General features: G+C 62.8%; 12 protein-coding genes. 5 read left to right on the forward strand and 7 right to left on the reverse strand.

Annotated features, from left to right (window positions below; all coding sequences use genetic code 11):
- Positions 1-8: 8 nt before the first annotated feature.
- Genes CJ178_RS01305 through CJ178_RS01315 form a run of 3 tightly spaced genes read right to left on the reverse strand, consistent with a single transcriptional unit; the run spans position 9 to position 2,849 of the window.
- Positions 9-860: a spermidine synthase gene (locus tag CJ178_RS01305; protein ID WP_033233197.1), complete on the reverse strand. Its 852-nt coding sequence runs from the start codon at positions 858-860 to the stop codon at positions 9-11.
- A 25-nt stretch (positions 861-885) separates the two neighbouring features.
- Positions 886-2,169 carry an alpha/beta-hydrolase family protein gene (locus CJ178_RS01310; protein ID WP_095885951.1) on the reverse strand — a complete coding sequence of 428 codons (1,284 nt, stop codon included), beginning with the start codon at positions 2,167-2,169 and terminating at the stop codon, positions 886-888.
- Positions 2,166-2,849, reverse strand: coding sequence for a hypothetical protein (locus CJ178_RS01315; RefSeq protein WP_257012958.1), 684 nt, complete (start codon positions 2,847-2,849; stop codon positions 2,166-2,168). The genes CJ178_RS01310 and CJ178_RS01315 overlap by 4 nt, the downstream gene beginning before the upstream one ends.
- 167 nt (positions 2,850-3,016) lie before the next feature.
- Between CJ178_RS01315 and CJ178_RS01320 the strand changes: the two genes are divergently transcribed.
- The 4 genes from CJ178_RS01320 to gatB all read left to right on the forward strand — a co-directional run bounded on the left by CJ178_RS01320 (position 3,017) and on the right by gatB (position 7,573).
- Complete coding sequence (locus CJ178_RS01320; protein WP_033233150.1) at positions 3,017-4,225, forward strand: sensor histidine kinase; 1,209 nt, start codon at positions 3,017-3,019, stop codon at positions 4,223-4,225.
- A 9-nt stretch (positions 4,226-4,234) separates the two neighbouring features.
- Positions 4,235-4,897, forward strand: a complete 663-nt coding sequence (locus CJ178_RS01325) for a response regulator (protein ID WP_033233151.1) — start codon at positions 4,235-4,237, stop codon at positions 4,895-4,897.
- Positions 4,898-5,004: 107 nt separating this feature from the next.
- Positions 5,005-6,036 carry an ATP-dependent 6-phosphofructokinase gene (locus CJ178_RS01330; RefSeq protein WP_033233152.1) on the forward strand — a complete coding sequence of 344 codons (1,032 nt, stop codon included), beginning with the start codon at positions 5,005-5,007 and terminating at the stop codon, positions 6,034-6,036.
- Positions 6,037-6,061: 25 nt separating this feature from the next.
- Positions 6,062-7,573 (forward strand): Asp-tRNA(Asn)/Glu-tRNA(Gln) amidotransferase subunit GatB, encoded by a 1,512-nt coding sequence (gene gatB, locus CJ178_RS01335; protein WP_092808609.1) that lies wholly within the window; start codon positions 6,062-6,064, stop codon positions 7,571-7,573.
- 80 nt (positions 7,574-7,653) lie between these two features.
- Here the strand turns inward: gatB and CJ178_RS01340 are convergent, their stop codons facing one another.
- From CJ178_RS01340 to CJ178_RS01350, 3 genes are all read right to left on the reverse strand, one after another.
- Complete coding sequence (locus tag CJ178_RS01340) at positions 7,654-8,700, reverse strand: NAD(P)-dependent alcohol dehydrogenase (RefSeq protein ID WP_033233154.1); 1,047 nt, start codon at positions 8,698-8,700, stop codon at positions 7,654-7,656.
- A 37-nt stretch (positions 8,701-8,737) separates the two neighbouring features.
- Positions 8,738-10,348 (reverse strand): HNH endonuclease signature motif containing protein, encoded by a 1,611-nt coding sequence (locus tag CJ178_RS01345; protein WP_257012960.1) that lies wholly within the window; start codon positions 10,346-10,348, stop codon positions 8,738-8,740.
- Between the two features lie 109 nt (positions 10,349-10,457).
- Positions 10,458-11,618, reverse strand: coding sequence for a PQQ-dependent sugar dehydrogenase (locus CJ178_RS01350; RefSeq protein WP_033236596.1), 1,161 nt, complete (start codon positions 11,616-11,618; stop codon positions 10,458-10,460).
- A gap of 89 nt (positions 11,619-11,707) precedes the next feature.
- On the opposite strand from CJ178_RS01350, the gene CJ178_RS01355 reads away from it, so the two are divergent.
- Entirely contained in the window at positions 11,708-12,535 is an 828-nt protein-coding gene (locus CJ178_RS01355) for a DoxX family protein (protein WP_033236595.1), read from the forward strand.
- Between the two features lie 74 nt (positions 12,536-12,609).
- Here the strand turns inward: CJ178_RS01355 and CJ178_RS01360 are convergent, their stop codons facing one another.
- Entirely contained in the window at positions 12,610-14,145 is a 1,536-nt protein-coding gene (locus tag CJ178_RS01360) for an amino acid permease (RefSeq protein ID WP_092808555.1), read from the reverse strand.
- Between the last annotated feature and the right edge of the window lie 264 nt (positions 14,146-14,409).

Genomic DNA, 14,409 nt, shown 5'->3' on the forward strand with positions numbered 1-14,409 from the left:
CGCCGACTTCAGTCTTCTCGGACGGATGCCGAGGCCGCAAACTTGCGGACCTCGGCGTCTCCCCACACATGTGCGGGAACTCCGCCGCCCAGGAGTTCACGGGCAAGGGCCGGCGACTGCGCGATCGGAACGTCGCTACCCGCGATGATCATGTTTCCGTAGCGCCTGCCCTTGAGCATTGCCGGATCGGCGATGATGGCCAGGTGCTCGAACTGCGCACCGATAGTTGCGGCTTCGGCGCGCGCCCCCTGCAAGTCCGGGGTGTCGCCACAGTTGACGAGGTAAATCCCGCCCGGCGCAAGGACGCGTCGTACGTGTGTGGTGAACTGCGCCGTGGTCAGTGGAACCGGAGTTGTGCTGCCCGCAAAGACATCTCGGATGATGATGTCCCGCGTCGAATCGGTGAGAGTTTCCGTGACCGCGCGCGCTTCGCCGACGCGGATGCGGAGCAGTGGTGCACGCGGCAGATCGAACCAGTCGCGAACCAATTCGGCTAATGCGCCGTCGATTTCGACAACAACCTGACGGGCGTCGGGGTACGTCGCGCAGATGTACCGAGCCATCGAACAGGCGCCGCCGCCGAGGTGCAGGACGCGCAGACGCTCTTTCGGATCGCGTTCCGAATCGACCAGGTGGGCGATCCAGCGCATGTACTCGAAGTCCAAGGTCTTCGGGTCGGCCAGATCGATGTGTGAGCTGGGAACACCGTTGATCTGCAGAATCCACCCCGTGTCCGAGTACTGATCACGAACAAGTTCACACGTGCCGGTGTCGATAGGGAAGACGCCGGGAACAGGTCCGTCGTCTCGGCGGTCGGGGGTGGTGCTGCGAGTCTTGGTCTTGCGCGTTCCTTTGGCCACTGCACCCACTCTAGGCGCTTGTGTTCTAGTGGCAGGTTCCGAGTTGCGTGCCCTGCTCGGTGCCGTATCGGTGACCGTGACCCGCGGGGACGTCGAGGGAGGCGAGCATGTCGACGCTGGTCTGAAGGAAACTGACCACCGGAATCCACTGCGGCATCGGGGCGTCCTGGACCGCGCGGCTCAGGTCTGGTGGCGTCGTCGCGAGGGCCGGCGACCACCACACCACAGGATCGGAGGTGTTGGCCAGAACGGTTGTCCCGTCCACTCGGGTAGCGCCGGCGGGCGGTCCGGCCCAGAGGACGGCGCACAACTGCGTCGGAAGGGCCTCGGCCAGGGCAGCGCTGCCGCCCACGGCGCCAAGACTCTGGCCGTAGAGATAGAGGTCGGGGCGTTCGGTGGCGGGAAGTTCCGCGATGCGGGTGGCGACCGCGGTCAGTATTGCCTGCGCCGATTCCTCGGCATCGGAGCGTTGGAACAGAAATGCAGCCCAACTCGGTGCAGCGGAGTACTGCTGACCGACGATCGCGACGTCACTGCCGAATCGCTGCTCGATACCGTCGACGGCCCGAGTGTCGATCCACCCCGAACCGGTGGGGACGGCTACAACGACGGCGCTACGAGCAAATCCGCCGACGCGGTCGAGTTCGGCCACCGCGTGGTTGGCCCGCGATCCTGCGTCCGGTCCGGAGTCGAGATCGGCATAGACACGCACCGAATCGGTTCCGGCGGCAAGGAACTTCTGCCCTTCCACTGACTGCGCCGACGCGGTGGCGATGCTGCCGAAGGTCAGCTGAAGTCCGAAGGCGCAGATCGCTGCTATGCCGATGGTGCGGGCAAAACCCAGGCGGTGCAGTACTTTCCGAATGCCGGATGCCATTGTGGTCAGGATCAGTACGGTCAGTGCAGCGATGCAGATGACTTCGATCCAGTGGCGAATTCCGACCGGCGGCGCCCCCATTGCAACGCGGAGTGAGTTCTGCCAGCCGTTGGCAGACGTAGCGAACAGCGCAACAACGGCGGTGGCAACGATCGCAGTTCGGGTGCGCCAGGATCGAGTGTCGAACCGTTCCGATCGTGCCCGCAGCGGCAGTGCGTGCCATGCAGTCGTCAGTGCCCAGGCAACAAAGATTCCCACCGCCATGAGCACACCGCTGAAGAGTCCTTGCAGTACGGCGGTTCTCGGCAACAGGCCGGGTGCCAGAGATACTGCGGCCATCGAACCCGTGGCTACCGTTGCCGAGATGCGGGGGAGCGGGACCGCTGCGATCCGGGAGAGCACCGACGGTTGGACGGTATCGAGAACGCTCATGCTGCAACGGCTTTCTGCGAGTAGGCGCCGGCCGCGGCAGGTCGCCGTGACCGAAGGAAGGTGAGTCCGAGTGCGGAGAGGCCGAGCACACCAGCGGCGGCGTATCCGAACCCGGATTCCTGAACCGGCGTCAGGTAGTTCTGACGCCACGAATTCCCGTTCACGGCAGTGGTTGCGATGTCGGCCATGGCAAAGCAGTAGGACCGCGACGCCGGGGATTCCCTCGTGTCACAGGCATCGTGCATTCTCTGGTCGAGTTGGCCGTCGAGTGCTTGCCGTGCCCATGGGCCGAGCTCGTCGCCGTGGAACCGTGCGTAGCGGAGCAGGTCGTAGCCAAGATCGTGGGCCTTGCAGGCGGAGTCGAACTCGTCGGGAAGGGGAACGGGGGACGAGCAGGCACCCTTCGGATTGGCGAGGTGACCGGCGACGATGACGGGTTCGTAGCCTGAGAACGCGGCAAAGTCGCGCGGCACGCTTGGTGCGGCATCAGAGCTGGTGACCGCTGCAACGGCCTGTGCGGCAAGGTGATTCTCCGGCGCTGCCGCTTGCACGTCGCGAGGCGCGGCACTGATGGTGACCGTCGCCGCTGCGACAACACTCAGCGCTGCCCAGGTTGCGCTACGCTGTGTCGCCCAGATAGCGCTGCGCTGGGGCAGCGTCGTTGCTCGTGTGATTCGCATGCAGTTGACGCTATGAACGGCGGGTGCACCTGAGCATCGCTCCGCAGAGTGGTTTGTCTGTGCTCTGGGGTGAGAGGAACCCTGGACCACTGATACTGCGGAGTTAGGGGTTTCTCACTCCGCAGTATGACGACTTTCGAGGGTTCGCTTTCTAGGCTGGACAGGTGATGAAGGCAGGAAAGATGAAAGTGGCGCAGGCGAGTGTGACCCGCGCGTCGCGGCGGTTGACCGGTGATCAGTTCGCGAACGTAGCTGTAGTTGTCGTGACGTTGATTCTCTTTACGGTCGCCTGGCCGACGTTGCACCTGACGCATGCGGTGTCACCGCCGATTCAGCCGTTCGTGGCTGCGTTGGCCGCGTTTCCCTTTGTCCTGATCCGAATCAATCCCGCTCTGGGATGGGCTGTTTCCGCGATCTCGGCGTTGGTGATTCCACACGTATTCGATCTCGTGCCCGGGTACGAATATCCCTGGCAGGTCGTTCACATCATGGTGATCATGGCTCTGCTTGCCGCGGTCAGTCTCACTGCTGCGGTACCGGTGGTGGGGGTTGCGTGGATCTCGACGGTCCTGTTGTTCTTTGCCGAGACGCCGGGCCAGGACGGTGCCGGGTGGGCGGTGGGTCTGACCGCGCTGGTGGTTTTTTGCTTCCTGATTCGGTGGCTTGTTCTTTCACGTCGTGCGTTGGCGAAGCAGGAAGAGGTAAATGAAGTCGAACGTGCCCGCCGAACCGTGTTGGAAGAGAAGGCCAGGATAGCCCGCGAGCTGCACGACATTGTCGCCCACCACATGTCGATGGTGGTGGTGCAGGCGCAGAGTGCGCCGTACCGACTCGGCGACGTGACGCCCGAGATCCGCGCCGAGTTCGATTCGATCGGTGACACGGGGCGCGCTGCGCTCAACGAGATTCGCGGGTTGCTGGGTGTACTGCGCAGCGACGCCGAAGCCACCCAGGTCGCGCCGCAACCGGGAGCGCTGCAACTCGACGAGCTACTGGCAGGCAGCGCCCGCGCGGGAATTCCGTTGGTATGGAACGTGGATGGTGATCGAACACGCGTGTCGGCGTCCACCGGTCTTGTCGTGTATCGCATCGTGCAGGAATCGATCACCAATGCCGTCCGGCATGCACCGGGTAGCCCCATCGAGGTGTCCGTCGAGTTCGGCCAAGCGTCCACGCAGGTTCGGGTGGTGAACGGACCGCCGGCGGGTGGCGGTGTCCCGACTTCCAGTGTCGCCAAGTCTTCGGATACCGCCGGTGGCAATGGAATCCGCGGGATGGTCGAGCGTGCGTCCGCCGTCGGCGGAATGGTTGACACGCAACTGCTGGCGGGCGGCGGGTTCGAGGTCCGCGCTATATTGCCGACGGTCGCCGCCTAGGCTGTCGGAGTGCCCATCACAGTATTCATCGCCGACGATCAGGCAATGGTCAGACAGGGATTCGGAGCCCTGCTCGCCGCGCAACCCGATATCAGCGTCATCGGAGATGCCCCCGACGGCAGGGTTGCGGTTGCCGAAGTAGCGCGCCTGCGCCCCGACGTCGTGTTGATGGACGTGCGGATGCCGGAGATGAACGGCCTCGATGCAGCGCGCCAGATTCTGGCAACGGGTGGGGAGCCACCGGTTCGGGTCCTCATGCTCACGACTTTCGACATCGATGACTACGTCTACGAGGCTCTGCGGATCGGGGCGAGTGGTTTCATGCTCAAGGACGCCCCCGCCGAGGAACTGATTCGGGCGGTGCGCGTCGTCGCCGAAGGGCATGCATTGCTGGCTCCGACCGTGACACGGCGGTTGATCGAGGAAGTGACGAGTAGGAGAACACCCACCCGGGTTCGTTCCAGCGCTCTCGACATGTTGACCCCACGCGAGCGTGAAGTGCTGGAACTGATCGCACGAGGGCTGTCGAACATCGAAATTGCCGAGCACCTGTTTGTCGCGGAACAGACGGTGAAGACACACGTCGGCAAGGTTCTCTCGAAACTGGACCTGCGAGATCGAGCACAAGCGGTTGTCGTTGCATACGAAAGTGGACTTGTCACACCGGGATGATTGCCGGGCTTGATCTGAAAAGTGACAATCCTGCGCCACCGCGCCTGCTGGGGGAAGATGGACAGCAGATCCTGCAATCACCCAACTGTTGAGAGGTGCTTTTTACAATGCGAATCGGAGTCCTCACAGGTGGCGGCGATTGCCCAGGGTTGAACGCGGTTATCCGTGCGGTGGTTCGCACGTCGGACGGGCGGTACGGCAGTACCGTCGTCGGCTTCCGCGACGGCTGGCGTGGTCTGCTCGAAGATCGCAAGGTTCCCCTCGCGGCCGACGACCGCATCAATCGCATCCTCACGCGCGGCGGAACCATTCTGGGAACCGCACGCGTCAACCCCGACAAACTGCGGGCCGGACTCGATCAGATCAAACAAACTCTCGACGACAACGGAATCGACGTCCTGATCCCGATCGGCGGTGAAGGCACACTCACCGCGGCCAGTTGGCTCGCGGAGAGCGGTGTTCCGGTGATCGGAGTGCCCAAGACAATCGACAACGACATCGACTGCACCGACGTCACATTCGGTTTCGACACAGCGCTGGCCGTTGCCACCGACGCGATCGACCGCCTCCACACCACAGCGGAATCGCACCAGCGCGTCATGCTGGTCGAGGTCATGGGTCGACATGCCGGCTGGATCGCACTGCAGGCCGGATTGGCGTCCGGTGCTCATCTGACGTTGGTTCCGGAGCAGCCGTTCGACGTCGACGAAGTGTGCGCCATGGTCAAGAAGCGTTTCCAGCGTGGTGATTCTCACTTCATCTGCGTTGTCGCCGAAGGCGCGATGCCCGATCCCGCTTCCATGACTTTGCGTGAAGGCGGCATCGACGAGTTCGGACACAAGATCTTCACCGGCGTCGCGCAGCAGTTGGGCAACGAAATCGAGCGCCGTATCGGCAAGGAAGTCCGTACGACCGTTCTCGGCCATATCCAGCGTGGTGGTACCCCGACACCACACGACCGGATCCTCGCCACCCGCTTCGGCGTCCACGCCACCGACGCAGCTCATCGTGGTGATTTCGGCCAGATGGTGGCCCTGCACGGTACGTCCATCGACCTGGTTCCTCTCGCCGAGGCAACCCGCAAGCTCAAGACCGTGCCCAAGGAGCGTTACGAGGAGGCAGCCGCATTCTTCGGCTGAGCGTACGGCGCATAAACTAGTCACCATGACTGCTGTCGATGCGCCCGACATCCTCGATTACGACGAAGTGCTGACCAAGTACGAGCCTGTGATGGGTATGGAGGTGCACGTAGAACTCGGCACCGCTACCAAGATGTTCTGCCCGTGCCCCACCGAGTTCGGTGCCGAACCCAATACCCAGGTCTGCCCGGTCTGTCTGGGCCTGCCAGGTTCATTGCCAGTGGTGAACGCTGCTGCTGTCGAATCCGCGATCCGGATCGGTCTTGCGCTCAACTGCTCCATCACACCGTGGGGTCGATTCGCGCGCAAGAACTACTTCTACCCGGATCAGCCCAAGAACTACCAGATCTCCCAGTACGACGAGCCGATCGCAACCGAGGGCTACCTCGACGTGGTCCTCGACGACGGCACTACGTGGCGCGTCGAGATCGAGCGCGCCCACATGGAAGAGGACACCGGTAAGTCCCTTCACGTGGGTGGCGCTACCGGTCGTATCCACGGTGCCAGCCATTCGCTGCTCGACTACAACCGTGCGGGTGTTCCCTTGGTGGAGATCGTCACCAAGACCATCCACGGTGCCGGTGAGCGCGCCCCCGAGGTCGCTCGCGCGTACGTCACGGCGCTTCGTGATCTGCTGAAGTCCCTCGACGTCTCCGACGTCCGCATGGACCAGGGTTCGATGCGCTGCGACGCCAACATCTCGCTGATGCCGATCGGTTCCACCGAACTGGGTACCCGCACCGAGACCAAGAACGTCAACTCCCTCAAGAGCGTCGAGGTCGCAGTTCGCTACGAGATGCGTCGTCAGGCGGCAGTGCTCGACGCCGGTATCGAGGTTATCCAGGAGACGCGTCACTTCCAGGAAGCCGACGGCACCACCTCCGCTGGTCGACGTAAGGAAACCGCGGAAGACTACCGCTACTTCCCGGAACCCGACCTCGAACCCGTTGCCCCCAGCGCCGAGTGGGTCGAAGAACTGCGCGCCACCTTGCCCGAGCTGCCCTGGATCCGCCGTGCGCGGATCCAGAAGGACTGGGGGATCTCCGACGAGGTCATGCGCGACCTCGTCAACGCCGGTGCCATCGACCTGGTCATCGCCACCACCGAAGCCGGCGCTTCGCCAGAAGCCGCCCGATCCTGGTGGTTGTCGTACCTGTCACAGCAGGCCAACACTCGCGGAGTTGAACTCGGCGCACTGCCGATTACGCCGTCCCAGGTCGCGCAGGTTGTTGCTCTCATCGACAGCGGCAAGCTCAACAACAAGGTCGCCCGTCAGGTCGTGGACCATGTTCTCGACGGTGAGGGTGATCCCGAGCAGGTTCTGGCGGCACATCCCGAATTGGTTGTCGAGCGTGACGAGACCAAGCTCAAGGCTGCTGTCGACGAGGCACTCGCTGCCAACCCCGATATCGCAGACAAGATCCGCAGCGGCAAGGTGCAGGCCGCCGGAAAGATTGTCGGCGACGTCATGAAGGCTACCCGCGGCCAGGCTGACGCGGCACGGGTGAAGGAACTTGTTCTGGAGGCGTGCAGCTAGTCTGTCGCACACTCAGTACTGAGCACTGATGCCCAGCCGAATCGAATTCGGCTGGGCATCAGTGGTTTACCGCTGTCGATCTACAAGCCAGGGACCACAACCGCGCGGCCGCTGAGCGTTCCGGCGGCCAAGCGTCGATACGCTTCCGCTCCGTTGTCGAGACTGAAGGTCTCGACCGCGATGTCGAAAATGCCGGCGTGCGCGAGGTCGATCAATTCGATCAACTCGTTGCGGGCGCCCCAGTACGGAACTGTCACCGAAGCCTCGTAAGGACTTTGGAAGAATCCAACTTTGGCGTGCGCCTGGCTGTCGCCGATCCCGACGATCGTGACGTCCGATCCGACGCCGGCAACCGCCATCGCGGTGTCGATGGTGGGCTGATAGCCGACGAAGTCGAGAACCAGTGCGGCGCCCTGACTTCCGGTGATCTTGCGGACGTTCTCGGCCGCGTTCTTGTCGGACAGGACAACTTCGTGAGCGCCCACCTTGGTTGCCAGTTCGAGCTTGTCCGCGCTCACGTCCAGTGCGATAACGGTAGCCGCCGAGAGGTGGCGGAGGAGTTGAATGGCAACGTGGCCGAGGCCGCCGGTTCCGATGACAATGGCGTACGAGCCTCCGCGAAGTTTTGGCAGAGACCGTTTGATCGCGTGATACGGCGTCAAGCCTGCGTCGGTCAACGGCACTGTCTTGACCGGGTCGAGGTCACCGATCGGGACAAGGTGGCGAGGAGAGTCGACGATCATGAACTCGGCCAGCGCGCCGGGGGCGCCCAGTCCGGGAGGGCGAATACCGAGTTCCTCTGCGCGAGAACAGTAGTTTTCGAGTCCCTGTGAGCAGTGCCAGCAATTTCCGCAGCCCCACGGGCCGTAGACCACGACGTTGGTTCCGATGTCGAGACCTTCGACGCCGTCGCCAACCGCTGCGACACGGCCGGCACCTTCGTGGCCGAGAGTGAGCGGCAGGCCGTAACTGTACTGCTCTTCCGGCAGGCTCATGATGAAGTCGTCCGAGTGGCAGACGCCGGCTGCGGTCACTTCCAGGAGCACTTCACCTGGACCAGGTTCGGGTTTGGGAATCTCCGTGAGTTCGGGTTCAGCGCCGATTCTCGTGTACTGGATTGCCTTCATTCCGACTCCTTTGTCCCGACTGCGCTGTCGTGGTTGGTCAACGGGCCCTGGCAGCGTGGTGATTAGTCCCGCTAACAAAAGGGTACGCGTCAGCGCATGTTCGGTCACGGGATCGGTGAGTCTGTTCAGAACGGTGGTGGGTCGTTGCCGTAGTCGATGTGTTTGCTAGGTGTGCGCTTTCGGGGCACATGCTGTCGGGGTGTGGAGATCGGGAAGGTTTGGCGGCGTTTGCGTTCCGCATTCTTCGCCGCCCGGTTTGAATCTTGACGCGGCGGTGTTTGCGTTCGCTTCGGATGCGGGCAGCTTTGTTCTCCAGTCGTGTCCGTCGTCTGGTGCCGCCTTCCGGTGGCGGTGGTTCCTGCATCCCGGCGAGTAGTCCGGCAGCTCTGGTGCGGTAGCAATGGCCGGTCTGCGAAGTCAGAGTGACGCTGCGGTCCGGATTCGGGGCGAGCTGCCACTTCCCGGAATGCTTGAGGCGGTGATGGTTGCGGCAGAACGCGCTCAGGTTCGAAGCAACGGTCTTCCCGCCGCTCGCGGGGTCGGTGTGGTTGAACGGATCGTTGTGGTCGAGGTCGCAGTTCCAGGCCGGGACATCGCAGTGCGGCCATTGGCAGCTTCCCTCGCTGACCCGCAGCCACGTGTCGAGTGCCGCGCCGGGGCGGTACACCGATGCCGAGGCGGGATCAGGTGTTTCCGGTACTCGTACTTCTCGAACGTCTGCGTCTTTTGCGATGTCGCGGGCATGTTCGGCGCTGATGACGCCAAAGCCGTCGAGATGTGCAGGTTCGTTCGATCCTGGGCTCAGGGTGGAATCGTGTACTACGACATGTACCAACGGCCGGCGCATGATCACCAAACCACTACGGTCCTGCGGGCAATCGGCGCGGTCGCAGTCGCATACCAACACCGTCGAACCACTCACCAACGCGCCCAAGGCATCGGCTCGGCGCTGCTCGTACGTACGGGAATCATGGCGGCACACCGACATGGCCAATTCCCGCAACCGGCCGTCGAACGCGCGGGCCTGCTCCGCCGGGATACTGCCCAGGATGCGAGCCATGCCGTCCTCGGCGGCACTGACCCACACAAATCGATCGGCGAGCGCGCGGCGGCGGCGTTCCCGCATCCCTTCCGGATCGACGCGGGCCACGATCCGGTCGATCGCCGCCGTCAACCGGCGACCCGTCAACCCGATACCACCGTCCACCGGTGGAGCCAACACCTGCTCGAGCAGCAAGCGTTCGACCTCGTCGATCAGCTCGTCACTGACATTCGCGGTCGCCGACTCGATCAACGAGACCCGGTAGAAGTCGAGTTCACCGCGGGCCATCGCGGCCCGCGTGCGATGCAACCGCGTCTTCAAAGCAAAACCCAACCCGATGAGCTTCCCGGCCGCAGCACGGCCCATCGTCAAGACCGCGCCGACCTCGGATTCGGCGAGCTCGTGCGCCGACGACGTCCACGTGCCACCCTCGACATGCTCGGCGCTGCGGCGGGTGAAGAACTCCGCCACCACGGCCAGTTTCCGCTCGACCAACATCGCCTCGCACGAATGCAATTCGGCCATCAAATCAACGAGGGCGCAATCAGTTTCGGTACCACTCAGCTGTGCCGAGATACCGAAACTTCCCACCCCTGGATCGAACATTCCCCCACCGTAATCGAAATCCTGTTCGATTGGGAGGGCTCCTGAAAATCAGTCGGAAAAGTCTGAATGCTGACTGGAAACTTCAGGGCGGCTTAGCTTTTGACGAGTATCAGTCGACTCCGCCGCCGCCGCTGGGCATGGGAATCTTCACTACCTTGTCGTCATTCGGGCCAGGTTCGCCCGCCGACTTGTTGACGGTGCTGACCCACAGCAATCCGTCCGCGCCCAACGCCAGGCCTTCGAGTTGACCGTAAGTATCCTTGGCAACAGCACCCGGCGGTGTGGTGATGGCGCCGGTACCGGGGTCGGTTGCCAGTGAAGCCACGGCTTTACCCGCGCCCAAAGCCACTGCAACAACGCCTTGTACTGCCACGCAGCCGCCTACTCCCGGGCGGTCGGGCCACGTCCAAGCCGGAGCGGTCACGGTACCGTCTGCACCTACCCGTTGGAGGCGATCCTCCAGTGCGGTGCGATCGGTGACCCACGTCGCGATGCCGGGTTCCACGCACACGCCACCGCCATTACCGATACCTGACAGGACAACGTCGGGGCGCGGGGGAGTGGCATTGGGGGCGAGGGATCGAACACGAAGCAGCTTGCCGGCCAGTGATGCGGGATCGTTTGCAGCAGCTGGATTTCCGGCATCTCCGGTCAGGACCATGAGTTGATCGGGTGCGGCAAACTCGAGGGAACCTCGGTTCCCGTTGGCGCCCCGAGGAATTCCTCCGAGGACTACCTTTGCGGTGTCGCCCGGCGCAATGCGGACCACACGATTGTCTGAGCCCGTCGTGACGTACGCGTAGATCAGGTTGTCTTCGACGAAGGTAGGGGACAGGGCAATATCGAGTAGTCCGCCGTCAGCACTTCCGTCGACGTCGATCTTGGCGACCTCGACGGGGATTTGGCCGGGGGCGACCTGCAGGATCCGGCCGGTCCGGCGTTCGGCAACCAGACCTGAGTTTCCGTCTGGCAGGGTGAGCAGTCCACCGGTGGTGTCGAGGCACGTTGCGATGACCGCCGGGTCGGCATCCACACACGGGCCGAGGGGGCCGCTGGGTGCTACGGGCGGAGCGGTAGTTGTCGAGGGTTGCGGGTTCTGCGGCGCAACTTCCGCGTTCGATTGGATGGTCGGTTCCGGAGTGAAAGGGCTTGCCGTCGATTCGTCGAAGTCGGCGCAACCGGAAAGGATGGACGCAGCGAAGGCGAGTGCCAAGGTTGCCGATGCGGCGCGTCGTGTTCTGCGCGACGTGTTGCGTCCACCCGTAGTCATGGTGAAGACGTTACGTAACCGATGCCCTGCGCCGCCACGCCGGAGTAGGTTCCCCGACCTCGTCGTGTCACCGCTTTAGGCTCTCCTACGTGACTGACGAGCGAAAAGACCCCAGCGAACTGTCGGAACCCGGCGTGGCGACGGGCAAAGTGTCCAGTCCTTACGACTCACCGACGGAGCAGTTTCCTCCGGTGAATGCCCGCAATTCGTTGCCGCGAACCGACGACGATCTCGATTTCGGTTCAGCGCAAGCAAATTCCGTGACCGAACAAATCCCGGCATATCGTCCGGGGTTACTTGATAAACCGACTGAGGTGCTCACACGCGATACCGCGTACGAGATGCCGGCCGATCCGGTCGCGGTCGCAGACCCGATTCCGGTGGCCGAAGATCCGCGGCCGAGCCGAGGAACACTGGATCTCGGTCTTTTGGCGCTCCGGTTGGCGGTGGGCGGCACCGCGTTGGTACACGGATTACAGAAGCTGACGGGTTTGTGGAACGGCCCGGGGCTGGGCGGCTTCGAAACGATGTTGGCCGAAGCGGGATTCGAACAGGCCAAGTTGTTGGCAATTTTGGGTGCGGTCGGCGAGGTGGCTGGTGGCGCACTGCTGATTTTGGGTCTGTTGACTCCGATTGCCGCGGCGTCGGTGCTGGCCGTAATGATCAATGCATGGGCGCTTCGTCAGTTGGCTGAGCCAGGTCTCGAGTACTTTGCGCCAAACGGAACCGAGTACGAGATGCTCTTGGGGATCTGCGCTGGTGTGATCATCCTCACGGGACCAGGGCGAATCGCGCTGGACGGCCGCCGAGGCTGGGCGAAGCGGCCCTTCATCGGTTCGTTGGTTGTGCTGATTCTGGGTATCGGTGCCGGCGTGTGCACGTGGATTTTCCTGAACGGGGCGAACCCGCTCATCTGATCCGATGTAGAAAAACAGCCGCCCGCCTCTCCGAAAAGGAAGGCGGGCGGCTGCTGTTTGTCGATCTGGGTTGATCAATCCTTGACGAGCACCGGTGCGGCATTGGCGGCCGGGATCGCCGTGCCGTCCTTCAGCTTGCGACCGAGTACCGATTTGCGGTGACCGTACGCGAAGTACACGACAACGCCGATCGCCATCCAGACCACAAATCGAATCCAGGTTTCGACCGACAGGTTGAGCATGAGCCAACCGCAGGCGAGAACCGCGAGAATCGGAACGAACGGCACCCACGGCACGCGGAATCCGCGCGGCAGATCGGGACGGGTGCGGCGAAGCACGATCACGCCGACGCAGACGAGCACAAAGGCGAACAGCGTGCCGATGTTGACCATCTCTTCGAGAGTTCCCATGGGGAAGAAGGCAGCGAGCACTGCGACGATGCCGCCGACGATCAGCGTGATGCGCAGCGGGATGCCCTTGCTGGTGGTCTTGGCAAGCTTCCTGGGCATCAGGCCGTCACGTGACATGGCAAACAGGACGCGGGTCTGGCCGAGCATCATGACCATGACAACAGTGGTCAGGCCGGCGAGGCCGCCGAAGTTGATGGCAGTTTGTGCCCATCCGATTCCGTTGGCTTCGAAGGCGGTGGCGAGCGTGGCACTCGAGTCGCCGACGAGCGGGCTACCGTCCTTGAGTTCGGTGTACTTGACCATGCCGGTCAGAACCAGGGTGACAGCGACGTACAGGACGGTCACGATCGCGAGCGAGCCGAAGATTCCGCGCGGCAGCGACTTCTGGGGGTTCTTCGTCTCTTCGGCGGTGGTAGCGACGACGTCGAACCCGATGAAGGCAAAGAAGACCAGGCTGGCAGCGGCAAGGAGACCGTATGCGCCGTAACTGCTTCCGCCGGCTCCGGTCAGCCAGGAGAACAGCGTCTGGTGAATTCCGCTAGCCGTGCTCTCAGCGCCTTCGGCGGGCGGGATGAAGGGCGAGTAGTTCTCTTTCTTGATGTAGAACGCACCGACGACGATGACAAGGAGAACAACTGCGATCTTGATCGCGGTGATGACGGCAGAGACTCGGGACGAAACCTTGGTGCCGATCGCGAGAATAAGTGTGATCGCTCCGATGATGAGCAGTGCGCCCCAGTCGAAGCTGATGGATCCGATGTGAGCTGTGGTGCTTCCGCTCGCCCCGATCACATTGCCGAGATAGAGCGACCACCCCTTGCCGACTACGGCGGAGGCAAGTGCAAATTCGAGGATCAGGTCCCAGCCGATGATCCAGGCTGCGAATTCGCCGAAGGTTGCATACGAGAACGTGTACGCGCTGCCGGCGACGGGGACCGTCGAGGCAAACTCTGCGTAACAGAGGGCTGCAAGTGCACACGCGATGGCTGCAAGAACAAAGGCCAGTGAGATCGAGGGGCCCGCTACGTTGCCGGCTGTTCTGGCGGTGAGGGTGAAGATACCTGCGCCGATGACAACGGCGACGCCGAAGACCGTGAGGTCCTTCGCGGTCAGTTCCTTTTTGAGCTTGGTTTCAGGCTCGTCGGTGTCCGCGATCGATTGCTCGACGGATTTGGTGCGCCATATGCCGACTCCGGGCATGTATTGCTCCTTGATTGATTCCCGGCGACCTTGTGGGGGACGGGAGGTGGCTGACAGTTGTCGAATGTGATGTGGGTCTCATCGACTAGATGAGGGAACCATTGGTGAGCGCAGTGCGCAAGTCGCGGCCACTGAACTAAATAAAATGATCACTTCACTCGCCATCAACCCCCCGTACATATCTGTTTTGATCAGCTGGCTCCGTGCACACTACGGGAAGTGAATTCGATCACGCACATTTCGTACTAATGCGTCCGAATTGTC

The sequence above is a fragment of the Rhodococcus sp. ACPA4 genome, from assembly GCF_002300185.1.
GTDB classification, from domain to species: domain Bacteria; phylum Actinomycetota; class Actinomycetes; order Mycobacteriales; family Mycobacteriaceae; genus Rhodococcus_F; species Rhodococcus_F globerula.